This is a genomic window from Weizmannia acidilactici, assembly GCF_008974185.1.
Taxonomy (GTDB): Bacteria; Bacillota; Bacilli; order Bacillales; family Bacillaceae_C; genus Weizmannia; species Weizmannia acidilactici.
Genome location: NZ_BKZP01000001.1, coordinates 84,889 through 110,208, shown reverse-complemented (window position 1 = coordinate 110,208; position 25,320 = coordinate 84,889). Strand labels below are relative to the sequence as shown.

Annotated in this window: 29 protein-coding genes; all 29 read right to left on the bottom strand. The window is 45.6% G+C overall.

Translation table 11 applies throughout. The features are described from left to right. Positions 1-11 precede the first annotated feature (11 nt). A complete protein-coding gene (locus BpJC4_RS00560; protein ID WP_308689559.1) occupies positions 12-689 on the bottom strand; it encodes a CheB methylesterase domain-containing protein in 678 nt (225 codons plus the stop codon). A 92-nt stretch (positions 690-781) separates the two neighbouring features. Beyond that, positions 782-1,642 (bottom strand): MinD/ParA family protein, encoded by an 861-nt coding sequence (locus BpJC4_RS00555; protein ID WP_151679150.1) that lies wholly within the window; start codon positions 1,640-1,642, stop codon positions 782-784. Continuing rightward, positions 1,639-2,793 carry a flagellar biosynthesis GTPase FlhF gene (gene flhF / locus BpJC4_RS00550; protein WP_151679149.1) on the bottom strand — a complete coding sequence of 385 codons (1,155 nt, stop codon included), beginning with the start codon at positions 2,791-2,793 and terminating at the stop codon, positions 1,639-1,641. The genes BpJC4_RS00555 and flhF overlap by 4 nt, the downstream gene beginning before the upstream one ends. Then, positions 2,790-4,826: a flagellar biosynthesis protein FlhA gene (gene flhA / locus BpJC4_RS00545; RefSeq protein ID WP_151697412.1), complete on the bottom strand. Its 2,037-nt coding sequence runs from the start codon at positions 4,824-4,826 to the stop codon at positions 2,790-2,792. The genes flhF and flhA overlap by 4 nt, the downstream gene beginning before the upstream one ends. 32 nt (positions 4,827-4,858) lie before the next feature. Continuing rightward, positions 4,859-5,941: a flagellar biosynthesis protein FlhB gene (flhB, locus tag BpJC4_RS00540; RefSeq protein WP_151697411.1), complete on the bottom strand. Its 1,083-nt coding sequence runs from the start codon at positions 5,939-5,941 to the stop codon at positions 4,859-4,861. Beyond that, a complete protein-coding gene (gene fliR / locus BpJC4_RS00535) occupies positions 5,938-6,717 on the bottom strand; it encodes a flagellar biosynthetic protein FliR (RefSeq protein ID WP_151697410.1) in 780 nt (259 codons plus the stop codon). Before fliR ends, flhB begins: the two co-directional genes overlap by 4 nt. A 3-nt stretch (positions 6,718-6,720) precedes the next feature. Then, positions 6,721-6,990, bottom strand: coding sequence for a flagellar biosynthesis protein FliQ (gene fliQ, locus BpJC4_RS00530; RefSeq protein ID WP_151679146.1), 270 nt, complete (start codon positions 6,988-6,990; stop codon positions 6,721-6,723). A gap of 14 nt (positions 6,991-7,004) precedes the next feature. Beyond that, complete coding sequence (gene fliP, locus BpJC4_RS00525) at positions 7,005-7,670, bottom strand: flagellar type III secretion system pore protein FliP (RefSeq protein ID WP_151679145.1); 666 nt, start codon at positions 7,668-7,670, stop codon at positions 7,005-7,007. Next, positions 7,663-8,346: a flagellar biosynthetic protein FliO gene (locus BpJC4_RS00520; RefSeq protein WP_151697409.1), complete on the bottom strand. Its 684-nt coding sequence runs from the start codon at positions 8,344-8,346 to the stop codon at positions 7,663-7,665. Before BpJC4_RS00520 ends, fliP begins: the two co-directional genes overlap by 8 nt. A 23-nt stretch (positions 8,347-8,369) precedes the next feature. Continuing rightward, positions 8,370-8,732: a response regulator gene (locus BpJC4_RS00515; RefSeq protein WP_151679143.1), complete on the bottom strand. Its 363-nt coding sequence runs from the start codon at positions 8,730-8,732 to the stop codon at positions 8,370-8,372. A gap of 16 nt (positions 8,733-8,748) precedes the next feature. Continuing rightward, positions 8,749-9,867 carry a flagellar motor switch phosphatase FliY gene (fliY, locus tag BpJC4_RS00510; protein ID WP_151679142.1) on the bottom strand — a complete coding sequence of 373 codons (1,119 nt, stop codon included), beginning with the start codon at positions 9,865-9,867 and terminating at the stop codon, positions 8,749-8,751. Then, entirely contained in the window at positions 9,860-10,858 is a 999-nt protein-coding gene (gene fliM, locus BpJC4_RS00505; RefSeq protein WP_151679141.1) for a flagellar motor switch protein FliM, read from the bottom strand. The genes fliY and fliM overlap by 8 nt, the downstream gene beginning before the upstream one ends. An 86-nt stretch (positions 10,859-10,944) precedes the next feature. Next, complete coding sequence (gene fliL / locus BpJC4_RS00500) at positions 10,945-11,367, bottom strand: flagellar basal body-associated protein FliL (protein ID WP_151679140.1); 423 nt, start codon at positions 11,365-11,367, stop codon at positions 10,945-10,947. After that, the gene (locus tag BpJC4_RS00495) at positions 11,364-11,579 is read right to left on the bottom strand and encodes a flagellar FlbD family protein (RefSeq protein ID WP_151679139.1); all 216 of its coding nucleotides are present in this window, start codon (positions 11,577-11,579) and stop codon (positions 11,364-11,366) included. Before BpJC4_RS00495 ends, fliL begins: the two co-directional genes overlap by 4 nt. 38 nt (positions 11,580-11,617) lie before the next feature. Next, the gene (gene flgG, locus BpJC4_RS00490; RefSeq protein ID WP_151697408.1) at positions 11,618-12,388 is read right to left on the bottom strand and encodes a flagellar basal body rod protein FlgG; all 771 of its coding nucleotides are present in this window, start codon (positions 12,386-12,388) and stop codon (positions 11,618-11,620) included. 73 nt (positions 12,389-12,461) lie between these two features. After that, the gene (locus BpJC4_RS00485) at positions 12,462-12,869 is read right to left on the bottom strand and encodes a TIGR02530 family flagellar biosynthesis protein (RefSeq protein WP_041818962.1); all 408 of its coding nucleotides are present in this window, start codon (positions 12,867-12,869) and stop codon (positions 12,462-12,464) included. A gap of 11 nt (positions 12,870-12,880) precedes the next feature. Then, the gene (locus BpJC4_RS00480) at positions 12,881-13,507 is read right to left on the bottom strand and encodes a flagellar hook capping FlgD N-terminal domain-containing protein (protein ID WP_253724273.1); all 627 of its coding nucleotides are present in this window, start codon (positions 13,505-13,507) and stop codon (positions 12,881-12,883) included. A gap of 6 nt (positions 13,508-13,513) precedes the next feature. Continuing rightward, positions 13,514-15,274, bottom strand: coding sequence for a flagellar hook-length control protein FliK (locus BpJC4_RS00475; protein ID WP_151697406.1), 1,761 nt, complete (start codon positions 15,272-15,274; stop codon positions 13,514-13,516). 34 nt (positions 15,275-15,308) lie between these two features. Then, positions 15,309-15,932, bottom strand: a complete 624-nt coding sequence (locus BpJC4_RS00470; RefSeq protein WP_151697405.1) for a MotE family protein — start codon at positions 15,930-15,932, stop codon at positions 15,309-15,311. 14 nt (positions 15,933-15,946) lie between these two features. Further along, positions 15,947-16,387, bottom strand: coding sequence for a flagellar export protein FliJ (gene fliJ, locus BpJC4_RS00465; protein ID WP_151697404.1), 441 nt, complete (start codon positions 16,385-16,387; stop codon positions 15,947-15,949). Beyond that, positions 16,384-17,709, bottom strand: coding sequence for a flagellar protein export ATPase FliI (gene fliI, locus BpJC4_RS00460; protein WP_151697403.1), 1,326 nt, complete (start codon positions 17,707-17,709; stop codon positions 16,384-16,386). The genes fliJ and fliI overlap by 4 nt, the downstream gene beginning before the upstream one ends. Further along, a complete protein-coding gene (gene fliH / locus BpJC4_RS00455; protein WP_151697402.1) occupies positions 17,706-18,467 on the bottom strand; it encodes a flagellar assembly protein FliH in 762 nt (253 codons plus the stop codon). The genes fliI and fliH overlap by 4 nt, the downstream gene beginning before the upstream one ends. Continuing rightward, positions 18,460-19,473: a flagellar motor switch protein FliG gene (gene fliG / locus BpJC4_RS00450; RefSeq protein ID WP_151679131.1), complete on the bottom strand. Its 1,014-nt coding sequence runs from the start codon at positions 19,471-19,473 to the stop codon at positions 18,460-18,462. The genes fliH and fliG overlap by 8 nt, the downstream gene beginning before the upstream one ends. A 10-nt stretch (positions 19,474-19,483) precedes the next feature. After that, the gene (gene fliF / locus BpJC4_RS00445) at positions 19,484-21,070 is read right to left on the bottom strand and encodes a flagellar basal-body MS-ring/collar protein FliF (RefSeq protein ID WP_151697401.1); all 1,587 of its coding nucleotides are present in this window, start codon (positions 21,068-21,070) and stop codon (positions 19,484-19,486) included. Positions 21,071-21,255: 185 nt separating this feature from the next. After that, entirely contained in the window at positions 21,256-21,567 is a 312-nt protein-coding gene (fliE, locus tag BpJC4_RS00440; protein ID WP_151679129.1) for a flagellar hook-basal body complex protein FliE, read from the bottom strand. A gap of 39 nt (positions 21,568-21,606) precedes the next feature. Beyond that, positions 21,607-22,056, bottom strand: a complete 450-nt coding sequence (gene flgC, locus BpJC4_RS00435) for a flagellar basal body rod protein FlgC (RefSeq protein ID WP_151697400.1) — start codon at positions 22,054-22,056, stop codon at positions 21,607-21,609. Between the two features lies 1 nt (position 22,057). Beyond that, positions 22,058-22,447, bottom strand: a complete 390-nt coding sequence (gene flgB / locus BpJC4_RS00430; RefSeq protein WP_151697399.1) for a flagellar basal body rod protein FlgB — start codon at positions 22,445-22,447, stop codon at positions 22,058-22,060. Positions 22,448-22,978: 531 nt separating this feature from the next. Then, a complete protein-coding gene (codY, locus tag BpJC4_RS00425) occupies positions 22,979-23,758 on the bottom strand; it encodes a GTP-sensing pleiotropic transcriptional regulator CodY (RefSeq protein WP_151679126.1) in 780 nt (259 codons plus the stop codon). 110 nt (positions 23,759-23,868) lie between these two features. Continuing rightward, positions 23,869-25,287, bottom strand: a complete 1,419-nt coding sequence (gene hslU, locus BpJC4_RS00420; protein WP_151679125.1) for an ATP-dependent protease ATPase subunit HslU — start codon at positions 25,285-25,287, stop codon at positions 23,869-23,871. Positions 25,288-25,320 lie beyond the last annotated feature (33 nt).

Sequence of the window (25,320 nt, the reverse complement as noted above, 5' to 3'; positions counted from 1 at the left end):
TATACCACACCTTACTCACATATAAATTTCACGATCGCATCCGCAATATGGTTAAGATGTACAATCTCATCAATTAGATTCGTTGCGATCGCGCTTCTTGGCATACCGTAAACAATGCAGCTTTCCTCTGATTCGGCAATGGCCCTGACATTGCCGCGTTTTTTTAATTCTATCAGCCCCTTTGTCCCGTCCGAACCCATTCCGGTCATGATCACAGCAATTTTTTCATAATGTTTCAAATGGCTGGCCGACTCAAATGTTTTATCGACCGCCGGCCTGTGCCCGTTTACAGGCGGTGATTTATCGAGACGGATCATAATCCGGCCGCCTTGTTCTTCAATCATCATATGAAAATCCCCCGGCGCAATGTAGGCAACCCCCTTTTTCAGCATTTCGCCGTCTTCTGCCTCTTTTACTGTCATGCTGCATATGGTATTCAGACGGTTGGCAAGCGATTTCGTGAATCCGCTAGGCATATGCTGGACAATCAAGACAGGCGCCTCCAAATTTTCCGGAAGAGAAGAAAGCACGGTTTGCAGCGCACGCGGCCCCCCGGTCGATGTTCCGATACAGACAATTTTTTTGTTGTTCATCCGCTCTTTTTGCGGGGATTCCTTCGCAAAATGTACAGGCATTTGATGATGGATCCGTTCTGCCGGTTCTTTACCATTTGTTTTCTGTGTATTCACAAAAACTGCCCCCTACTTTTCAACAACTGTCATTTTATGAATACTTCCGTCTCCCGGCCGGTAATGTTTTTTACACATCGGGCCGGGCACATTCAGTTTTTCAGCCAAAGCCCTTTCAGTTTTCGCACAAAAACGGACGCTCGCGTTGTGGGCCTTTCGAAATTGCCGTTTAAATAACTTTCAAGCAAAGCATCAATTTTTTTAGCGGCAGATGAATGCGGAAAAGCATCGTAAAACGGCAGCTGCCTTGAAACGGCTTTTTTGACGTTCGAATCTTCCGGCACAACCCCGAGAATTTCCACTTCTTTTTGCAAAAACTTCTTTACCGTATATTGAAGGCGGTTTAATGTCAAAATCCCGTCTTTTTCCTTTTCGGCGCGATTGCAAATTAAATAAAGGGCCGAGTCGAACCGCTGCATGCAAATATATTTAATCATGGAATAAGCATCAGTAATGGCGGTTGGCTCCGGCGTTGTCACGATAAAAATATCATCCGCCGACAGCAAAATCTCCAGGCTTGCCGGCGCGGCACCGGCCCCCATATCGAAAATAATGTAATCAAAATCATATTGTAGCAATTCAAGTTCATTGACGAGTTTTTCAATCTCGGCTTCTTCCATTTGGATAATTTCTGCGAACCCGTTGCCCGCCGAAATATAGGAAATGCCGTTTGGCCCTTTGCACATAATTTCCGAAAGCGACATTTCACGGTTGATAAAATCCGAAATGGTATACGGGGCATCAAGCCCGAGCAGCACATGGATATTGCCCATGCCAATGTCAAGATCAAATAAAAGCACTTTCTTCCCCTGTTTGGCAAGCGCCATCGCCATATTGACCGAAATATTCGATTTTCCGACACCGCCCTTGCCGCTTGCAACCGCAAACGTTTTCGCCGGCTGCCCATACTGCATTTTTAGTTTTGCACGAAGCTGTTCTGCCTGGTCCCTCATTTGCCTTTCTCTCCAAATAAGTATTCGACAAAAATTTCCGGTGATGCCTCAAGCATATCGTCCGGGACATCCTGGCCGTTCGTCAAATAGGCACAGCCTATTTCATACTGCTCCATTAAATTAACAGCTGCCCCGTATGTCGTCGTTTCATCCAGTTTCGTGAAGATGAACCGGTCAATCCGGATGCTTTGAAAACTTTCCACAATATCTTGCATGTCTTTCTCCTTCATCGTCAGCGATAAAGTCAGGAATGTTTCCATTTCCGCATTGAAATCGATCAAATTTTCCAACTCGCGGACATATTGCAATTCCCTGTAATTCCGTCCCGCCGTATCAATAAAAATACGGTCAAAATCGGCAAATTTTTCAATTGCTTTTTGGAAATCGGACAGTTTGTATATGACTTCGAGTGGGACGTTCAGCAGATTTGCATATGTTTTCAGCTGTTCGATCGCCGCAATCCTGTATGTATCCGTCGTTACAAAAGCAATTTTTTCTTTTTTGTCCAAAACGGCCTGTGCCGCCATTTTTGCCAATGTAGTCGTCTTGCCGACACCCGTGGGGCCGATAAGATTCACGTATTTTTGCCGGCTCCGCCCGTATGAAAAACGGGACAGCCTTTTTCGGATCAGCGCTTTTCCCCACCGCAAAATCTCTTCTTCAGACGCTTCACCATTTGCTTCATCCCACTTTTTCAGCAACGAATCGCCGACCGGCAAAAGAAAAGAATCATCCAAGCCCTGGGATGAGCACCAGTTTAAAAATGTTTGGATGGGCAGCGGGTATTTTTGGAAAGTGGCATTGGCAAATTTGGAAATTTCATGCACAACCTTTTTCAATTCGGCAATTTCTTTATACAGGCTTTCTTTTTCGGCGTAAGGCGCCGTTTGCTCCATAACGGTCGGAATGAGAGGCCGCTGCAGCTGCTCCGGCTTGGTTTTGGCAGGCTGCGCCGCTTTTTCATGTTTATTTTTTCCCGCTTCCGGATCAACAGCAGCAATGACTTCAATATTCCTCTTTTTCATGAAGCCTAGAAATCCTTTCCGGTGAACGACTTTCGAATTCAGGATCACCGCCTGGTCCCCCAGTTCAAGGCGGATTTGTTTCATTGCTTCAGCCATACTCGGCGCCAAAAATTTTTTTATCTTCATTCAATGTTCACCAACCCTACGCTTTGTACTTCAACATTTGCTTCGAGTTCATTATAGGAAAGTACCGGAACCTGCGGAAAATATCTTTCTATCATTTGCCGCAAATACATGCGGACTGCAGGCGAACAAAGAATAACCGGCGCGCTTCCTGTGAGGGATACCCGCTCCACCTGCTGTGTAACTGACTGAACAATTTTTTGCGAGACAGCCGGGTCTATGGAAAGATAATTGCCGTGTTCCGTATGCTGGACGCCGTCCGCAATGAGCTTTTCCACTTTTCCCGATACAGTGATCACTTTCAAATTCTGCCCGCCCGCTGCATACTGCTCCGTAATTTGCCTTGCCAAGCTTTGGCGGGCATATTCCGTCAGCAGATCAGTATCTGTTGTTAATTTACCATAGTCGGCCAGCGTTTCAAAGATCACCGGCAGTTTGCGGATGGAAACATTCTCTTTTAACAGCTTTGCCAAAACTTTTTGGATATCGCCGATCGACAGCGGATTAGGCGTGACTTCCTCCACTAACACCGGATAGGATTTTTTCAAATGGTCCACAAGGGCTTTTGTTTCCTGCCTTCCAAGCAGTTCGTGGGCGTTCTGCCGGATCGTCTCGGTAATATGGGTGGATACAACGCTCGGCGGATCTACCACGGTGTAGCCCATCATCTCCGCCTGTTCTTTTTGGTCTTCCGTAATCCATTTTGCTGGCATTCCGAATGCCGGTTCCACCGTATCAATCCCTTCAATGGCGCCGTCATCCTCGCCGGGTGCCATCGCCAAATAATGGTCAAGCAATATTTCTCCTTTTGCAAGTACATTCCCGTTTATTTTCAAGTGGTATTCATTCGGTTGAAGCTGGATATTGTCGCGGATCCGCACAACCGGGATGACAATCCCGAGCTCAATGGCAAGCTGACGGCGGATCATGACAATCCTGTCAAGCAGATCCCCTCCCTGGTTGACGTCCACAAGCGGGATGAGCCCGTAGCCAAACTCGAATTCAATCGGGTCAATATCAAGCAAACTCATGACACTCTCAGGACTTTTCAATTCTTCTGTTTGCAGCTCTTCCGCCCCTTCAACGCTTTCTTGTCCCGCTTTATCCGGTATTTTTTGGAGCCGGTATCCTCCGAAAGCAAGGGCGGCTGCGACAGGAATGGTTAAAAAATCGTTAATCGGCGTAAAAAGCCCGAGCAGAAAAATGGTTCCCCCCGCAACATACAGCATCTTCGGGTAGGCCAGCATCTGCGCCATGACATCCTGGCCAAGATTGCCTTCTGAAGCCGCCCTTGTCACCACAATGCCGGTTGCTGTCGAGATTAGTAGTGCCGGAATTTGGCTTACAATTCCGTCGCCAACCGTCATCAGCGAAAACTGGCTGGCGGCATCGCTGATGGAAAGGCCGAGCTGTGTCATCCCGATAATAATCCCGAAAATTAAATTGATTAAAACGATGATGATGCTGGCGATCGCATCACCTTTTACAAATTTGCTGGCACCGTCCATTGCTCCGTAAAAATCCGCTTCCCTGCTGACCTTTTCCCTGCGGGCGCGCGCTTCCTGGTCCGAGATCATGCCTGCATTCAGGTCTGCATCAATGCTCATTTGTTTACCCGGCATCGCATCAAGCGTAAAACGCGCCGCCACTTCGGCGACCCGCTCGGCGCCTCTTGTGATGACGATAAATTGGATAATGATCAAAATTAAAAAGACGACAAGCCCGACAACGATATTTCCGCCTACAACAAATGACCCAAATGTTTCAATGACCCCGCCGGCATTCCCCTTTGACAGGATCGAACGGGTTGTTGAAATGTTCAACCCAAGCCGGAATAGCGTCAAAATCAAAAGTAATGACGGAAAGACAGAAAACTGGAGCGCCTCTTTCATATTCATTGAGATTAAGAGGACCAATAATGCAAGAGAAATATTGCATATGATTAAAAAGCTTAATGCCCATGTCGGAAACGGAATGATCAGCATCGTGACAATTAAAATAACGCCGGCGACCACGGGTAGGTCTCTTGCACCCATCATTTTTTCTCTCCTAACTAGCATGCAAAAACTTAAATTTTATGCTTGATTTTATAAACATAAGCCAAAATTTCGGCGACAGCCTTGAAAAACTGTTCCGGGATCGCATCGCCCACTTCAACCTCCGCATACAATGCCCTCGCCAGCGGGCGGTTCTCCATCATGACAATGTCATGTTCCTTTGCAATCGACTTGATTTTTTGCGCCAGGAAATCCGCCCCTTTTGCAATCACAACGGGCGCATCGCTTTTCGTTTCATCGTATTGCAAGCAGACGGCAAAATGGGTCGGGTTCGTGATCACGACATCGGCATTCGGCACTTCCTGCATCATCCTTCTCATCGCCATTTCCCTTTGCCTTTGCCGGATTTTTGATTTGATGAGCGGATCCCCTTCCGTCGTTTTAAATTCTTCCTTTATTTCCTGCTTTGACATCCGGATATTTTTTTCAAAATCAAAGCGCTGGTACAAATAATCAAGAATGGCAAGCGCAAATAAAGCGATGGATGCGATGATGCCGATGGAAAGCGTCAAATGCCCAACGGACTGCAAGGCTGCACCCGCGCTCTTGAACGACAGCCCGGAAACTTCCGAGATGTTCATCCACAGCACGGCAAAGACGACAATCCCAATTACAGTCATTTTTAAAATCGACTTTAATAATTCCACAAGCGCCCGGATGGAAAAAATCCTCTTTAGGCCGGCAACCGGATTGATTTTGTTTAAGTTTGGCCTCAGTCCTTCTCCGGTAAAAAGGATTCCAGTCTGTGCCAGGCTGCCGATAGCGCCGGCAAGCATCGCCACCCCCATAATTGGTAAAAGCATTGCAGCCATTTGTTTTACGATCTCTGTGAAAATTTTGCGGATGCTTTGCTCAGTAACATCCTGCAGCATATATTTTGTAAACGAATAATGGAGAAGTTCCATCATTGGGCCGCCGATAGAAGATGCACCGAAAGATAAAAACAGAAACACCGCGAGCAGGCTGATGGCCGTTATCACATCCTGGCTTTTCGCCGCCTGCCCTTTTTTCCGAGCTTCCTGCCGTTTTTTTGGCGTTGCTTTTTCTGTTTTTTCACCGGCAAAAAACTGCAAATCCAGCCAGAGGTAATTCAAGCAGATCCCCCCAAAAGCTCCATCACATTGCGCATTGTGTAAAACATCGTTTCAAACAAATGCTCCACGACGATATATACTGTGCCCATTGTGGCAGCCATAACAATAAAACCAACGGCGATCTTAACCGGAAAACCGGCCACAAAAATATTCAGCTGCGGAACAGTCCTAGCCACAATCCCAAACGCAACATCCACCAAAAAGAGAATCGCGACAACCGGCGCTGACATTTGAAAAGCGATCAAGAAAATCCGCGCCAGCAAAAGCGCCAAATATTTTGCAAGATTGGCAGAGCCCAGATGGATCCAAGGCTGGTCAATCGGAATAAACTGATAACTGTAATAAATGCCGTCCAAAATTAAATGATGGCCATTTAAGGAAAGGAGGAGCAGCAGCGCAAAACTGTATAAATATTGACTGGTAAGCGACGTCTGCGCCGCTGTATGCGGGTCAATCACATTGGCCAGCGAAAATCCCATTTGAAAATCAATAAATGTGCCGGCCATTTGGATGGCTGAGATAACCAAATAAGCGGCAAAGCCGATCAGCAAACCGACGAGCGCTTCTTTTATAATCAGCAGAAAATAGGATCCATAAAAGTCAAACGGCCGGACGTGGATCGTATAAGCTATGATAAGCGACATGAAAAAGCCGAGACCGATCCGAAACGGCGTAGGCACGCTCCGGTTGGAAAACAAAGGCATCATGATGAAGAATGTCGTCACCCTGACCAAGACGAGCAAAAAGATGCTGAATGACGGAATCAGTTCGTTCATCTTTTAACCTATATACTGGGTTAAATTCGTGAAAATTTCTTTCGTGTATGAAAGCATATGGCTCAGCATCCAAGGGCCCAATAAAATCAGGCCAAGCAGCACCGCTACAATTTTCGGGATAAACGCCAATGTTTGTTCCTGAATTTGCGTAGCAGCCTGGAACACGCTGACGATCACCCCGACAACAAGCGCGATCAAAAGCAGCGGCCCACAGACCAATAATGTCACCATGACGCCTTTTTCAGCCAACGAAATGACCATTTCCTCACTCAAATGATTCACCTTCTTTAAAAACTTTCAAGCAGCGACTTCACAACGAGATACCAGCCGTCAACAAGAACAAACAACAAAATTTTAAAGGGAAGCGAGATGGTAACCGGCGGCAGCATCATCATCCCCATCGACATCAGCACACTTGCCACAACCATATCGATCACCAAAAACGGGATAAAAATCATAAACCCCATTTGAAAAGCCGTTTTCAGCTCGCTGATGGCAAAAGCCGGAACAAGTGTCGTAATCGGGATATCCTGCACCGACTTTGGCTGTTTCTCGTGCGCATAATCCAAAAACAGCTGCAGATCTTTCTGCCGGGTCTGTTTTGCCATAAATTCCTTAAACGGCACCTGCGCTTTGTCGTACGCCTCCTCAAGCGTTATTTTATCCTTAAACAACGGCGTAAGGGCTTCTTTATTCACCTGCGAAAACGTCGGAGCCATGATGAAAAAAGTCAAAAACAGCGCCAGCCCGATGATGATCTGGTTCGGCGGGGCGGTCTGCATGCCGAGCGAACTCCGGACAAAAGACAGCACAATGACAATACGCGTAAATGAAGTCAACAATATCAGAATGCTCGGTGCCAATGAAAGAACGGTCATCAATAAAAGGATTTTGACGGAGACGGAAACCGTGTCCCCCGAAGTGCTGCTCAACGCGTTCATCAAATCATTCATCTTTCCGTTTCTCCTTTAGTTCCAGCTCTTTCATCGCCGCCGCCCGCTCCTGCTTCATGGCAAGGATTTGCGATTTCAGCAATTCCCCGAATGGCGTCTGCACTTTTGTCGTTTTCTGCCTGTTTTTCAAATAATTCAGAAGCTTTGTGACCACATCCCTCGGCTCCAAAGTCTGTTCCAATTTTTGATTGTATTGGTCGACAAAAGTCTTGACCTCTTCCTGGTCGTCGATTTCTTTTATGAGATGCACATCCTCACCTACGCCCAAAATCAAAATCATGCGCCCCGCTTTTACGACTTGCAGGGATTTATTGCCGCCCAAAGGCGTTCCTCCAAAGTTCTGGATCAGTTTGCTGTTTTGATAGGATCGGCTTCTTTTGTTTATAAACTTTAAAACAACATATAATAAACAAATGACAAAGATAAGTGCGAAAATCATCCTGGCAATATCCCAAATCGTTACCACCGGGCTCGCCGATTCTGATCCGCTGCCGGACTGTTTGGATGATGTTTTTGCGTCCGTTTGTTGTTTTTCGCATTGTTTCGGATTATCAATGCATTCTTTTACATTTCCGTTAAAGGAAGCGGCATGGGCATAGCCGGGCGTATACAGCCCGTATAATAAATACAGGAGAACGCCCAGAAACGTTAGTCCTTTACTAAATTGGCTTTGCAAACTGTTGTCACCTTCTTGCCGGTTTAACTCAATGTTTTTTGAATTGCTTCAATGACGCGGTCAGCCTGGAACGGTTTTACGATAAAGTCTTTTGCGCCCGCCTGGATGGCGTCAATGACCATCGCCTGCTGCCCCATTGCCGAACACATGATGACTTTTGCGTTCGGATCGATTTTTTTAATTTCCTTCAGTGCGCTGATACCATCCACTTCCGGCATGGTGATATCCATTGTGACGAGATCGGGGCGGTATTCCCGGTATTTTTCGATCGCCTGGGCGCCATCAGCTGCTTCAGCGACAACCTCGTATCCATTTTTCGTCAAAATATCTTTAATCATCATGCGCATAAATGCGGCGTCGTCTACAATTAAAATTTTGTTTGCCATATCGTCGTCTCCCCCATTATTTCAATTTTTTTAGCCTGTCTTTCTGGCTTACAATATCTGTCACACGCACACCGAAGTTTTCATCAATCACGACAACTTCCCCGATGGCGATTAATTGATGGTTAATGAGAATATCGACAGGTTCCCCTGCAAGCTTGTCCAGTTCAATGATTGAGCCCGGCCCCATTTCCAAAATTTCCCTCACTGTTTTGGATGTTCTCCCCAGCTCGACCGTAACCTGCAGCGGAATATCAAGCAGCATATCAAGGTTTTTCGTTTCAATATGCGGTTCTGTTTCTTCAAAACTTGTAAATACAGCAGGCTGCACATTTTGGTACGTTTCCTGCTTTATGCTGTCTTTATTGGCATCTGCCTCCTGAACGGGAGAATGGACATGACCTGTACCGGCTTCTTCCCCGCGTTTTTCCTCCTGCCCGTTGCCTCCGGCTATATCGTCTGGCTGAATGAGGTCATGGGCAAGTTTTTTCGCGAATGTAAGCGGCAAAAGCTGCATAATTTGCGAATCAATTAAAGATCCGATCATAATCCTGAAAGATACTTTGACAAGCAGATCCTGATCCGGAAGCTTGTCCGTACCTTCCCCTTCCAAAATATTTAAAACCGATACCGTCGGCGGGGAGATATCGATCCTTTTGTTGAAAATCGTTGACATTGAAGTCGCGGCGGAACCCATCATTTGGTTCATCGCTTCCTGGACCGCGCTTAAATGGATTTCATCAAGGTCGCTGCTTGGATTTTCCCCTGTGCCCCCCAGCATTAGATCCGCAATAATCGCCGCATCTGACTGTTTAATGACAAGCACATTAATTCCGGAAAAGCCTTCTGTATATTTCACTTGAATCGCAACATACGGATGCGGGAATTCATCCGCCAGATTATCGTGCCGGACTATGCTCACTTCCGGCGTCGTAATTTCAACCTTTTGTGAAAGCAATGTGGACAATGCTGTCGCGGAGCTTCCGAAAGAAATATTTCCGATTTCCCCGAGCGCATCCTTTTCCATTGAATCCAAATAATCTCCAACATCCAGGGATTTTGCGGCGCTTGTATCTTCCAGACTGGCATTGCCATTTAGAAGGGCATCGATTTCCTCTTGAGATAGCATATCACTCATACTTTTCTACTTCCCCTTCCTCTATGATGTCCATGATCTGGACAGCCATTTTCGAGCCTGATTTGCCCGGCTGTCCGAGAAATTTCGGGATTTTATCGACTTTAACGACTAAGGGCTCTTCAATTGTTTGGTTTAATCGGATACAATCGCCAATCTCCAAATTCAGAAAATCTTCTATTTTAATTGTTGTCGTACCGAGCTCCACGGCAAGCGGGACTTTCGCGTCTTTAATTCCTTCTTCCAGCAGCCGGATATTCTCCGGATCCGCCTGTTTATCGTTCTGCTGCATCCAGTAATGCCCGGACAGTTTTGGCATCATCGGATCCAGTACGACTTGCGGCAGGCACAAATTAATCATGCCGCTTGTATCCCCGATCGTTGTATTAAGGGAAATCACCACCACGGTTTCATTTGGGGAAATCATTTGCAGAAATTGCGGGTTCACTTCCAATTCCGATAAAAAGGGGGAGATGTCCACAATTTCACTCCATGCTTCCCTCAACTGGTCGATCATCTGTTCAAAAATCCTTGTCATAAGCTTTTTCTCAATTTCGGTGAGCTTTTCGATTTTATTAATGCTGTCCCCGTAGCCCCCCAACATCCGATCCATCATGGTATAAGCGATATTCGGATTGATTTCCATAATGATACTGCCCTCTAGCGGCGGAACGTCATAAACCGTCAAAATGGTCATTTTTGGAATGGACCGGATAAACTCTTCATATGGAATCTGGTCGGCCGATGCCACTGTAATTTGCACATATGTCCGGAGCTGGGCGGACAGGAAAGTCGTCAAGATCCTCGCGAAATTTTCATGTATTCTTGTCAGGCTCCTGATCTGGTCTTTTGAAAAACGGAGCGCCCGTTTGAAATCATATACTTTGACTTTCTGTGTCTCTTCTTTTTTAATTTCTTCGGCCTTCATCTCGCCCGTTGACAATGCGGATAGCAGCGCATCGATTTCAGACTGCGATAAAATCTCCTCTGGCAAAACTCACCCTCCTTTCTTTAAAAACACAGGCGCCGAACCGGGATATTGAACAGCCCCTTGTTTCCTGCACAGACGCCGGCCTGGCATTATTGGATGACGTAAGAAGTAATGTAGACATTTACAACTTGGCCATCCTGCATGATTTTATTTAACCGGTTTTTTAAATCGGTTTTAAATTTTTCTTTCCCCTGGACGCCCTGCAGATCCTGCATCGTCATGCTGGAAAGTTCATCAATCATAATGTCTTTGATTTGAAAATCCCTTTTTGTCAGTTCTTCTTTTGCCTTTTTATCGTTTCCTTCAATTTTGAGTGCGATTTGGACAATATGGTTATCCTTTAAATTGGTTGTCATCGTATCGATATCAACCGAAGAGTTTACAACATCATCAATACTTGGCGATGTTGCTTGCGTTGCCTGATTCGATTTATAAATGACAATGATGGCAATAATGCCTGCGAGTAATATGACGGACATCATTACCAGCATGATACGCACCATTTTATTCATTCCGGCCCCACCTCCCCGGTATTTCTTCCAAGCAAAGAAACGGACCGGTAAAATGCAGTGATTTTATGTTCAACTTCTTTGCTTGATTCTTTCACAATGTAAGAATGGCCGTTTGTTAAGGTAATCTTTGTATCCGGCATACTTTCGACGGTTTCGATTAAGAGAGCGTTAATCAAAAATGCCCTGCCGTTTAATTTTGTCACTTCAATCACAAAGTGCGGGCCGGGGCTAAAGCCCTGGCCCCTGCCCCCTATCGTTTCAGATTGACAAGCTCCTGCAAAATCTCATCCGATGTAGTGATGATCCGCGTGTTCGCCTGGAATCCGCGTTCCGCAACGATCATATTGGTCAACTCTTCGGATAAGTCGACATTGGACATTTCAAGGTAGCCGGATTCGATTGTGCCATTGCTGCCGGAACCTGGAGTAATATTCGTATTTGGATTACCTGAGTTTATACTTTGCCTAAATAAGTTTCCGCCTACCCTTGTCAAACCGGCCGGGTTCGGGAAAGTTGCAATGCTAATGGTCCCAATTGTATCACCGTTTTGATCTGTGATTGTTCCGTCAGATGCGATCGAAAAATTTGAAACTGTTGACGAATTGATTTGTATTGGATTCCCATTTGTCCCTAACACGCTGTAACCATCGGAATTAACAATATTACCATTGCTATCCAAATAGAAATTTCCGGCACGTGTGTAATAAATCTGCCCATCGTTGCCTCTGACTCTAAAATACCCGTCCCCGCTGATTGCCAAGTCGAGCGTACGGCCGGTCGATTCAAAGCTTGTTTCCGTATCGATTGTATCTATGGAACCGATTTGGGAACCAAGCCCTACCTGCTGGGCGCTTGTTCGGGCCGTTGCACCTTGCAGCGTCTGGCTGATCGCATCTTTAAACGTGACGCGGCTTTTTTTGTAGCCGTACGTGTTTACATTAGCGATGTTATTGCCGATCGTATCCAATTTCGTTTGGAAATTTTTCATTCCGCTAACGCCTGAGTATAATGAACGTAACATAAGATAACCCCTCTCATTTTTTGATTTAGCTGCTTCCGTCATTCGGCAGCTGCGGCTTCCATTACGGTCCAGCCTATGATTCTAAAATAATCGCCCCGTTAATATTGCTGAATATTTGGGAACCTGCTTCATTTCGGCCCATTGCAGTAATGACGGTCGAATTTTTCGCGCTGACAATCAATGCTGCATCATTTACAAGAACAAGCGTTTCATTCAATCCTTTTTGTTTTGCTTCCGCTACTTTACTGCCGATTTGCTTCCATGTTGAAGCATCCAATTTAATTCCGCGCTCTTGCAGCCTTTCGCTTGCATGTTTACTAATTTTCAAAGAAACAGGATTGGATGGTTCCATCAGCGCCTGCTGCAAATACCCTGAAAAGCCGCTTGCCTGATTCTGATTCTGCGCGGTTCGGCTTGTTCGACTAAAAGAACGAAAAGGCTCGGATTGCTGCAGTGGAATGGATGGATGCCATTTATCCATTCAATCACTTCCTAGTTTGCAATTTTGGAGAACTGCGCGATTGTAATTTTTTCCCCATTATCCAGTGTGAAGACCGCCGTCCCGTTTTGGATGGAAACAGCGCTTACCGCAGCGGTTTCCTCTTCTCCCGCATCATTTTTATAGGTTACTTCTTTTCCAATTAAATAGCTTGCCTGGATCAAGGCTGATTCAGTGGAAGTACCGCCAATGATTTTCTTAATATTGGAAGAACTGATTTCCGTCCCGTCATTTAACGTGAACGTCACGGAATGATCATCACCGAATGTAACACCGGTAATGGTGCCAGTTCCCGAAGAAGTGGACGTTGTGCCGTCATCCGCAGTCACTGTCTTGCTCCAGGAAACTTCCTTGCCGATGTAAGTTTGCTGTTCCGCTTCAATCAAATTTTCCATGTAGGACGCTAAATTCGTCATTTGTTCCAATGTTGAAAATTGGGCCATTTGCGAAACGAATTCCGTGTCGTCCATCGGATTGGTTGGGTCCTGATTTTCAAGCTGCGCGATTAAAATTTTTAAAAAAGCATCTTTATCATCTAATGTATTGCTTCCACTGCTAGTGTTTTTGGAAGTTGAATGAGCGCTGCTCAATAGCAGGCTTGTGTCAATAGAGGTCAACATGTTCACCTACGCTTCCGTTTCGAATATATTGCTTTGTAAAACAGCTGAAAATCGGCCTGATTCTTTTGCTTTTTGCCGCTTTTGTTGTTGAGGCTGCCGCCTTTCCTGCTCCCCCTGCATTTGCGGCTGGCTGTTTGCATTTTGTGTTACCTGATCTCTATTTAGAACATCCATTTTTGTTAACTGCACATGCTGCACGGCCAAAGCCTCTTTAAGTTGCTGCAGCTGGGAGTCGAGCAAATCTTTTGCTGCCCCGGTATTTGTAATAATTTTTGCTTCCAACCTGCCATTTTGCTCCAAAAGCTCCACCCTTAATGAACCTAAATGCTCTGGTTCAAGCCGGATCAGCAGTTTGGTTGTGCCTTTCTGGTTTGAATAAGCCGCTTTTTGGATCATATTTGTAAATTCCTGGACAAACTTTCGGTACGAAACCGGGCTGTCTTTTTCGCCGGAGGAGATTGTAATGTGTTCGAATTTGCCTGTATTGTTATAAGTTTGGGCAACAGGATCTGTTTCCGTTTTTAAATCTGAATGGGGCCGGGCAATTTCCCCAGGATGCAATTCATCCCCGTGACTAGAACTGGCGTTTTTAACTGCCGGCAATCCGTTGGGATCCTGTACCGTGTTTACCGGCTGCTGCACGCCGGTGCCCTGTATCGAATCCGGTATGGTTGCCCGTAAAAATTCACCTGCCATATTCGGCCGGCTACCCCCCGGCTGTGTCGTTTTAACCTGCCCGGTGTTCTGTGTAATTTCCAGCAAAGCTTTTCCTGAAAGATCATTGAACGGTTTCCCTACGGTTTCCTGCCCGCTTCCCGCAGATTGGATCCCATTGCCGGTTTGCAGTACGGCCCTTTGGGTGGTATTCCCTTCACGATTTAGCCGTCCTGCAAGCGGGATTCTGTTGTTCACGGAAGCGTTTTGCCCCGTATTTGAACTGCCGGAAGCTGCATTGCTTTTTTCCGGTATTGGCCTGTCCAAAGTTTCCTCTGCAAACGGACCGCTGGCAGGCTTTCCATCAGCAAAATCAGACCCATCCGAAAATCCGCCGGTGGCATGCAAATAAGCCGTTTTTAAAATTTCTTCTTTCTCCTGCATGCCCAATCGCGGCTGTTTCCCGGAAACGGTTTGGCCTTGGTCGGCATCATTCTCTATATAGGTTTTTAAATAGCTATCAATTTTTTGGGATAGTTGGCTTAACTGCTCAGACATTTTTACAATTTTAATGCCCATTTCGACGGTGATGGGATATTCTTCCTCAATAGATTTTGCTTGCTCAAGCAGTGCTTCTATATCGGGCAGGCTCAGCTTTTGCAGTGATGCAACAGGCAAAATTCCCATTAAATTGACCATACTCACAACTGCGTCCGCTGAATCATGATTTTCCATCGCAGTCTTCGTTTCTTGCAATAATTTTTTGCTGTTCCCGTCAGCCGGATTGGCTAATTTGGCAAGCAGGTTAGAAAGTTTGGAAATTATTTCCATCCTTTCCCCACCCCCGCTTTCGCTGCTATCCCCATTTGATGGTGCACTTCCAAGGTCGGCTGCAGTTTGATCTAAAAATTCAGTAATCATTTGCTGAAGATTTTGATAAAAATCAATAACGGACAAATCACCCGCCATTTGGCTGCTATTCGCGTTCTGTGCTGCATTGAACAAGTTTAAAACGTTTAAAAAACCTGTTGATGGTTGCAGGGCGGCATTTGCTCCCCCTTGCGCCCCAATTGTCGAAATTAGTATGATTTGTTGCGCCAGGCCCACGTTCATGTATTTCACCTCCTTTCAAGTTTTGCAACCTGCATTATGACCCTTTTTGGGAAAGCAGTTGCGTGTATTTTGCCGCCTTACTGGCACTCATTTTCTCAAGCACGCCGGCAAGCGTTTCAGAGCTGAGCTGCGAAAGAATCTGCGTTGCTTCCGTATCGCTCATTTTCTCAATAATCGCCGCTGCATTATCCGGATTCATATTTTCATATGTGCTCGCAATTTCTTTTAATTTTTTCTTGTTTGCCGCCTGTGTTTGCTGCGCTTTCTTTAACTGCGACTGCAAATCCAAAACAGTTTGTTTCATTTTCAAGTTGTTTTGCTGGCTTTTGTCGAGCTCGGATTGTAGTTTGCTGATCTCCTTGTCTTTTTGTTCCATCTGCTTTTTTAATGAATCGATCTGACCGACGTACTGCTTTGCGGAATACGTCCCGCCCTGGTTTTGATTCTGCTTATCTTCGCCCGAACCGAAAATCCCGGCCACTTTATGCCCAATGCCGGCTGCTTCGCTTATGACATTTACACCCGAGAAGGTTGCAACAATCAGCCCCACCGCAATCGCAAACAGCAGCGGGATCAGGACGACGTAAAAAAACCACTGTAATTTGCTGCCGCTCTTCTTTTCGTCGATTGCTTCAATTTCTTCTTGCTTTTTGCCCATGTCATCACCCCGTTTCAGGACTTGCGGAAAAATGCCTGGGTGGAGATCTCATCCGCCTGTTTTTCTTCCAACATTTTTAACTTCTCAAGAAAACGGCTGTAATCTTTATCTCTCATTTTTTCGTATTTCTTGACTTCAATATTTTTTTCTTGAAGTTTTTGCTGGTACCAATTCATCTGGTTTCTTGCTTTCACAACGAGCTGTTGATAGTGATTGATCGTTTTTTCCATATCATCAATAAACTTTCGGTAATGCCTGATTTTCTGGACAGATAAGCCCGATGCCATTTTTTCTGCCTGGTACGATTCGAGGTCTTCTTTCTTTTTCAAAAGCGTGTAGAGTTCGCGGGCCACGTTTTCAAAAGCCCGAATAGCATTTTGATAAGCAGAAAGCGCCTCATCTTTTTCCCTTTCTTTTACATCCAGTATTTTTTCAAATTTATAATGGTAGTTCATGCCCAGTCACCTGTTTCCGCCAATTGGATTAAAGCCTGAGTGCTTTCTTCCATGCTGCATTTTTGCCCTGTGCTTTGTTTAATGAAAGAAATGATTTTCGGGTAACGTTCAATTGCCTCGTCAATTTCTTTTGAGGCCCCCGGTTTATAAGCTCCGATATTGATCAAGTCTTCCGAATTTAAATAGGTGCTTAACTGTTCGCGGATTTTTTCCGCCGCTTTTTTGTGCGCATCGTCCACCAGCTGGCCCATCAGCCGGCTGACGCTTTTTAAAATATTGATCGCAGGATACTGCCCTTTATTGGCCAAATCCCTGTCCAATACAAAATGCCCGTCCAAAATCCCGCGCACCGTATCGGCAATGGGTTCGTTCAAATCATCAGCGTCAACCAGCACAGTGTAAATGCCGGTAATGGTTCCGGATTCATTTGTCCCGGTTCTTTCAAGCAGTTTCGGCAAAATCGCAAAGACAGAAGGGGTGTACCCTTTTGTTGCAGGCGGTTCCCCTGTTGCAAGCCCGACTTCGCGCTGCGCCATCGCAACGCGGGTAACCGAATCCATCATAAACATGACGTCCATGCCGCGGTCCCTGAAATATTCCGCTATCGCGGTTGCCGTATAGGCTCCTTTTATCCGCATTAGGGCAGGCTGGTCGGATGTTGCTACGACAACGATCGATTTTTTCAGTCCTTCAGGGCCGAGATCCCGCTCGATAAATTCTCTTACTTCCCTTCCCCGCTCGCCGATGAGGGCAATCACATTCAAATCGGCGTTCGTATTGCGTGCGATCATACCTAGCAACGTGCTCTTGCCGACGCCGCTGCCGGCAAAAATGCCGATCCGCTGCCCCTTACCTACCGTCAGCAAACTGTCGATTGCGCGGACGCCGAGTTCAATCGGCTCCCTGATCGGCGGCCGCATAAGAGGGTTCGGGGGCATGCGGTCGATCGGAATCGATTTCAAACCGGCTGGAAGCGGCGACGAATCAAGCGGATTACCCAAAGGATCAATCGTTTTACCCAACAGCTGGGGCCCTGCTTTTACCTGCATCGGTTTCCCGGTTGCTTCCACCAGGCTCCCCGGCGAAATTTCCTGGATATTGGTATACGGCATTAAAATAACATTTCCATCCCTAAAGCCGACTACCTCGGCAAGAATTTTTTTCGGATTTTGTTTGGTTTCAACGTGGATATAGCATACATCTCCAATCGAACTTTTAGGCCCAAGTGATTCGATCATTAAGCCAATCACTCTTTTTACTTTTCCGTAATGTTTAAATGTATGGATTTCGGATATATAATTCACGAGTTTGGCAGCTTTCAATTCGCATCATCCTCAAGCAGTTCCATCAGCCTTGCCTTCAATTCCGCCAATTGGCTGTCAAGACTTGCATCAATTCTGCCACTGCCGCTCTCGATAAAGACTTGGAACGGTTCAAGCGACTCGTCCGGATATACATAACACTTCGTATCATTCGGGAAAATAGCATCAATGTCTTCTTTGTTGTCCATCACAAAAGCATACTGCCCTGGGTGGACATGGAGATCAACTTCTTTATACCCGATCGCTTCTTTCAAAACGGATTTTACGATGGAAAGAATTTTTTCCGGCGAGGTTTCAATCGTGTCGTGCAAAATATGGCCCGCTGCTTTCATCGCAATGTCCAAAATTTCTTTTTCGGACGCTTCCAAATGCTTTTTATAAGCCTGTTTCGAGCGGTCAACAATTTGAACGGACGCACGGATGTTTTCCCGGAAGCTTTCCAACCCCTCTTTGCGGCCGTCGGCATAGCCGGCTTCAAACCCTTGGCTCCTCGCTTCCTCGATCAGTCTGGCTTTATCTTCTTCCCAGGTCTTTTTTTCTTCTTCGATCTGCCGGCGGATTGCTTCTGCTTCTTTTTGGCTGTCTGCAAGCAGCTGTTCCGCTTCGGATTGGTATTTTGCGAAAAGTTTCTGTCTCAGTGCATGAACTTCTTCAGCGTCTCTACCGCCCGCCGGAAAAACAGGCAGCGCGCGCACGCCGATCAGTCTGGTTTGGGAAACAACATTTGCATTGCGCTTTGTTTTAATAATATTAGACAATGATATCGTCCCCTCCGTTTCTCGCAACAATGATTTCGCCGCTGTCTTCGAGCCTGCGGATAATGGAAACGATTCTCGACTGGGCTTCTTCAACTTCGCGCAGGCGCACCGGGCCCATATATTCCATTTCTTCTTTGATCGAATCGGCCATGCGGGTCGACATATTCCGGAAAATAATTTCCTTAACTTCATCGCTTGATGCTTTCAGGGACAAAATCAAATCTTCATTATCGCATTCGCGGATCACGCGCTGGATCGAACGGTTGTCCAAAGTCACAATGTCTTCGAATACAAACATTCTCTTCTTGATTTCTTCGGCAAGTTCCGGATCTTTCAACTCAAGCGAGTCCAATATCGTTTTTTCCGTGGCACGGTCGACACCGTTCAGGACTTCAACAACAGATTCAATTCCGCCCGTCTGCGTATAGTCCTGTGTCACGGTGGCCGACAATTTTCTCTCCAGGATCGATTCAACTTCGCTGATAATTTCCGGGGAGGTGCCCTCCATTAAAGCAATTCTTCTTGCGATGTCCCCCTGCATTTCAGGCGGAAGCTCGGAAAGAATCTGCCCCGCTTTTTCCGGATCAAGATACGATAAAATCAGGGCGATCGTCTGCGGGTGTTCGTCCTGGATAAAATTCAGGATTTGAGCAGCATCGGCTTTTCTTGCAAAATCAAATGGCCGCACCTGCAGGGATGATGTTAATCGGTTAATAATAGAGGCTGCCTGCTCCGGGCCGAGCGCTTTTTCAAGAATCGTTTTCGCGTAGCCGATTCCACCCTGGGAAATATAGTCCTGCGCTAAAGCGATATGATGAAATTCGTTTAAAACTTGTTCTTTCGTCTCGCTGTTCACTTTTCTTACAGCGGATATTTCCAGCGTCAGCTTTTCGATTTCTTCCTCCGTCAAATGTTTGTATACGGAAGCCGCCACATCCGGGCCGAGCGCAATCAGGAGAATGGCTGCTTTTTCTTTGCCGGACAAAGGTTTCTCTTTCGTGGCCATATCATCCCCCCTATTCAGAAAGCCATGACCGCAATAGTTTTGCAAACTCATCCGGTTTTTCTTTCGCCAGTTTTTCGAGCTGCTTCCTTCGTGCTGTTGCTTCTGTTTCTTTTTCCTCATTCACGTCCGGAATTTCAATTGGAGTTGTCGTTTCGGCTGCTTCTTCCACAAATTCTTCTTCTTCCTGATTCTCTTTTCTTCTGCCGCGGACCATAAAGAAGACGAGTGCCGCAATGACGAGAAGTAGCGCTCCGCCAATTGCGTAAACCCACCATGGAATAGCGGATGACTTTGCCGTATTGGCCGTTGCGTTCGCTGCAAATGGCTGGACGGAAACCGATATTTTATTCGCTACCGAACGGTTTGATAAATTCGTGCCGCTTGATTTATCAATTGAGGTACGCACAATTGTTGATAGCATTGTTTTAATATCTTTTAAACGCGATGCAGGCAGGGAAGACCGCTTTGTCCTGACCGGCGGTTCCACCATAACTTCAATGCCAAGGTCGCGAATTTTGTAAGGACTCTCCACGATTTTCCGTTTGATCCGGTTCACTTCATAATTAATTGTATCGGATGTTTTTGAATAAGTGCCGTTCCCGTTTGAACCGGAAATGTAAGAAGAACCGAGCGAATCCGAACTGCTGGAAGTTGTTCCGCTTGCGGCGCCGGTACCTTTATACGTTTCCTGAATTTTTTTGGCGCTGATTTCAATGCCTTTCATATTGGTTTTGTCGACCGGTTCAACCAGGTTTTCCTCGCGTTTTTCCTGGGTAAAATCAATATCGGCTGTTACATTGACAACCGCTTTTCCCGGCCCCATTAAAGTGGAAAGCATCGTTTGGACCTGCTGCTGGATATCACGTTCAATCTGTTTTTTGATCGATTGCTGCTGGGTATAAGCATTGCCGGAAGAATTTGAGGAATTTAAGTCATAATACTCAAAATCCTGGTTCATAATGACGATATTATCAGTGGGAAGATTTGGCACACTTTTTGACACAAGATTATAAACAGCTTTTACCTGGTTTTGATCCAATTCATAGCCGTTTTTTAACGTCAGCACAACAGATGCGGAAGCTTTGGCCTGGCTGTCGGTGACGAAAACACCCTGGTTCGGGAGGTTAATCATCACTTTTGCTTTTTCGACGCCGTTCATTTGTTCTATCAAGTTCTCAAGCTCGGTTTGCATTGCATCTAATTTTACAACATTAAATTCATTATCCGTCATGCCGAAACTGGCATTTTGGCTGAAAAAGGAATAATCGATGCTGCCGGTCTTCGGCAACCCTTTGGCAGCCAATTTTACTTTTAATTCATCAACCTGGTCTTCCGGCACTTCGATCGTTTTGCCGCCGTCTGTAACTTTCGACGGAATTCCTTCGTGATCCAGTTCGTCCTTGATCGATCCGGTTTCGGAGACGTCCAGCCCGCTGTAGAGCGGCGAGTATTTCGTTCTCGTCATAAAATACGTTACACCCGCAGCAAGCAATAGAACAAGGATAACGGCTGATATGCCGAGTGTTTTCTGTTTTTTGTTTCTGCTGTTCCAAAACCCTTTAAGGTTTTGGAACGATTTTTTTAACTTTTCATTCATCATTATCCCCCGGGATAAAAAATTCGCATTGTTTCATAAATAGAACAAATGGATTAATAATATCACAGCCACCCGTAATTTCGCCCTGCTTGTAAAACAAGCAATAAAAGCAACTTCGGACATTTTTATATAAGACTTGCAATTCTGCGGAGACTGGTTGCGCAAAAATACTTAGGATGGTTTTTTCACACCTGCATCCGCATGATTTCCTGGTATCCTTCTACCGCTTTATTCCGGATTTCCAGTGCCGTCTGCATTGAAATGTTCGCTTTTTGGGCAGCGATCATCACCTGGTAAAGATCGACATTTTCCCCGTTTGCAAGTTTTGTAATCAGGCTGTCGGAGTTGTTCTGCTCTTGGTTAAGCGCCTCAATGGACTGTTTAAGCACGCTGGAAAACGAGGCGGATCCATTTGCGGACGAAGAAGCATTTGTTGTTTTTTGGGACGGTCCGCTGAAAATATTGGTCACTGCCGAACTTACATTTTGAACAGCCATTTTTGTATCTCCTTCCTTTTCGGATCTTACTAAGGTTTATCACTGGCCGATTTCTAATGTCTTCATCAACATCGCTTTGGAAGCGTCAAGCGCCGTGACATTCGCTTCATATGAGCGGGTGGCGCCGATCATATCGGTCATTTCCTTTAAAATATCCACATTTGGTTCCGTGACATAACCATTCGCGTCCGCATCCGGGTCATCCGGATTATATACTTTCTTAAAATCGGAATTATCCTCTAAGATTCCGGCCACCTGGACGCCACTTCCGGCATCGGAAAGGCCAAGCTTCGACCGGAAAATGGAAGAAAAAGAACCCGAGCCTGTTGAAAGCACGACTTCTTTTCTGCGGTACGGCTGCCATTTCCCGTTCACATATGTATCCCTTGTCGTATCGGCATTCGCAATATTCGATGAAATCACATCCATCCGCAAGCGCTGGGCCGACAGCGCTGAGGCAGAGATGTTCATTCCAGAGAACATAGACATCCTATTGTCCTCCTTTCACAACATTTAGCAAGGATGAAAGCTTGCCTTTCTCCAACTCTATCAATGATTCGTAATAAATCTGATTGCTTGCCAGATTGGCCATTTCAGTGTCAACGTCGACACTGTTTCCGTTGTTATTGTATGTAACGTTTGGTTCTGTTACGATACTGGCGCCCGCAGTGTCTGTGGAAAAATCAAAGTGCCGGGGATCCGTCCGGTACGTTTTGATGGAATCGACCGAATCCTGAAGTACATTTTTAAAGCTCACATCCTGCGCTTTATAATTCGGCGTATCGGCATTCGCAATATTGTTGGAAATGACTTTCTGCCTCAAGGAAGCATACTGGAGGGCATTTTCAAGCGACGTAAACGTGGTTGAAAACAAGTTCATCTTCTGCACCTCTTTACAAGCACATGACAATTTTTTCTTTTATACGACAAATTGTTTGCTAACATTTATTTTAATTGTTTCAAATCGGGCTGTAAATGAAGATATTTATAAAATAAGTGAAAAATTTTAATCAAAAGTTTAAAATAGGCCTTTTGGATTAAAAGAGAGGAAAGAAAGTTTTTCTTTCAACGAATCGGAGGAGGATACGGCGCCATTGATAGGCTGGCAGGAGTGAAAATTTTACTCATTTTTCCAATTCCCATTCGCGCATATTTATGCATTTTTCTTTTTAATTTTAAGAGTTGGAATATTTTTCGATATTCCATAGAATTGGCAGATATTTATAGGATTTAGCATTTCTAGGGGAATGATGTCCGATCATGTCAATGGCTTCCAGTAAAAAAGGGATACAATTATTGTATCCCTTTTTTACTCATCTATATCATTTTGCAGGCAGGCGCAGCGAAGCCCGGAAGCGTTACCTGCAGGATATGCTTATCTCCGCGCCTGCAAAGACCGACGAACGTAAACTTAATTGGAACGGACTTTTTCCAGTTCAACCAGGAACTTATCGTTCAGCACTTTAATGTAAGTTCCTTTCATACCGAGCGAACGGGACTCGATTACTCCGGCGCTTTCCAGTTTGCGTAAGGCATTTACGATAACAGAACGTGTAATGCCGACGCGGTCTGCGATTTTGGAAGCAACAAGCAGCCCTTCTTTGCCGTTTAATTCTTCAAAGATATGTTCAATGGCTTCCAATTCACTGTACGACAAGGAGCTGATTGCCATTTGGACAACCGCTTTGCTGCGTGCTTCTTCTTCAATTTCCTCCGCTTTTTCACGCAAAATTTCCATGCCGACAACGGTTGCACCGTATTCAGCCAGCACGAGGTCTTCATCGTTGAATTCCCGTTCAAGGCGCGCCAAAATTAAAGTTCCGATTCTTTCGCCGCCGCCCACAATTGGAACAATGGTTGTCAAGCCTTTTGCAAACAAGTCTTTGTTTTCAACCGGAAATGCGGTGTACTCACTTTCAACCGTTAAGTTTGGCGATGTTTCAGTAATGTTAAACAGGCTGTTCGTATATTCTTCAGGGAACTGGCGATCCTCAAATATTTTTTTCGTACGCTCATTCTCAATATGCTGGTTCGCCGCAAGCCCCAGCAGCTTGCCGCGGCGGCTAACAACATACACATTCGCTTCAATCACTTCGCTCAAAGTTTCAGCCATTTCCTTGAAATTCACCGGCCGGCCAGCAGCCTTTTGCAACATCGAATTAATTTTGCGTGTTTTATCTAACAAACTCATTCTAATTCCTCCTAGATCGATTCATTATCATAAATTGAATTGCATTGAATTGCAAAGATGAATGCGTACCGCAGGAAAAGCCCTTTTCAACACTTTCTACCCTTATCAGGTTATAAAATATATTGGCTTAAATCTTTGTTCTGTGAAATGGTTCCGAGCTTTTCATCGACATATTGCGGGGTAATGGTCACTTTTTCCAAATGGATATCCGGCGCTTCAAACGATAAATCTTCAAGCAGTTTTTCCATAATGGTGTGGAGCCTCCTTGCCCCGATATTATCCGTGTTTTGATTAACCTCATAAGCAATTTCTGCAATCCTGGTAATAGCATCGTCAGAAAATTCTATTTGTATACCTTCAGTTTCCAATAATGCAATATACTGTTTTACTAACGCATTGTCCGGTTCCACCAGAATTTTGACAAAGTCTTCTACCGTAAGTTTGCCAAGCTCCACCCTGATCGGGAAGCGCCCCTGCAGTTCCGGGATCAGATCGGATGGTTTCGCCATATGGAACGCCCCGGCCGCAATGAACAAAATATAGTCTGTCTTAATCGACCCGTATTTTGTTACAACTGTGGAACCCTCCACAATTGGCAGAATATCGCGCTGGACGCCTTCCCTGGAAACGTCCGTGGAAGAAGCATTGCCGTTTTTGCTGGCGATTTTGTCGATTTCATCGATGAAGATGATCCCGGTTTGTTCCGCCCGATAAATGGCCTCCTGAGTCACTTCATCCATATCGATCAGCTTCTGTGCTTCATCCTGGGTGAGCACTTTTCTCGCTTCCCTGACCGGAAGCTTCCTTCTTTTTATTTTTTTCGGCAGTAAGTTGCCAAGGGCGTCCTGGACATTCATGCCCATTTGTTCCATTCCGGATCCTTGGAACAAATCAAACATGGAAGGGGCCTGCTCTTCGACTTCCACTGTAACGAGTTCTTCTTCCAGCTCGCCGTTTAAAAGTTTTTCCCTGATGCGCTGCTTTTGTTCCCTTTTTGACAGTTCGTCTTCATCATCATTTTGGATGGCAGCATCCTGTGTACCGCTTCCGAAGAGCATTTCAAAAGGGTTTTTAAAATTCGACTGTTTTTTCCGCACGGGAACGAGCAGGTCGACAAGGCGTTCATTTGCGTTTTTTTCCGCCTGTTCCAGGACCCCATTCATCTTTTCTTCTTTTACAAGCCTTACGGATGTCTCAACCAGGTCGCGCACCATTGACTCAACATCTCGGCCCACATAGCCAACTTCTGTGAACTTGGTGGCTTCCACTTTCACAAACGGGGCACCCACAAGCCTTGCCATTCTTCTGGCAATTTCCGTTTTGCCGACGCCAGTCGGGCCGATCATCAAAATATTTTTTGGAATGATTTCTTCGCGCAATTTTTCTGGCAGCAAGCTTCTCCTGTAACGGTTCCGCAGCGCGACGGCGACTGCCCGTTTTGCCTCTTTTTGCCCTACAATATATTGGTCCAGGCGCTCAACAATCTGCCTAGGCGTTAAACTTTTTGCGTTTCTCAACGTATTTGCCAAGCCGCTCACTCCTTTATGGAAATCATGCCGCTT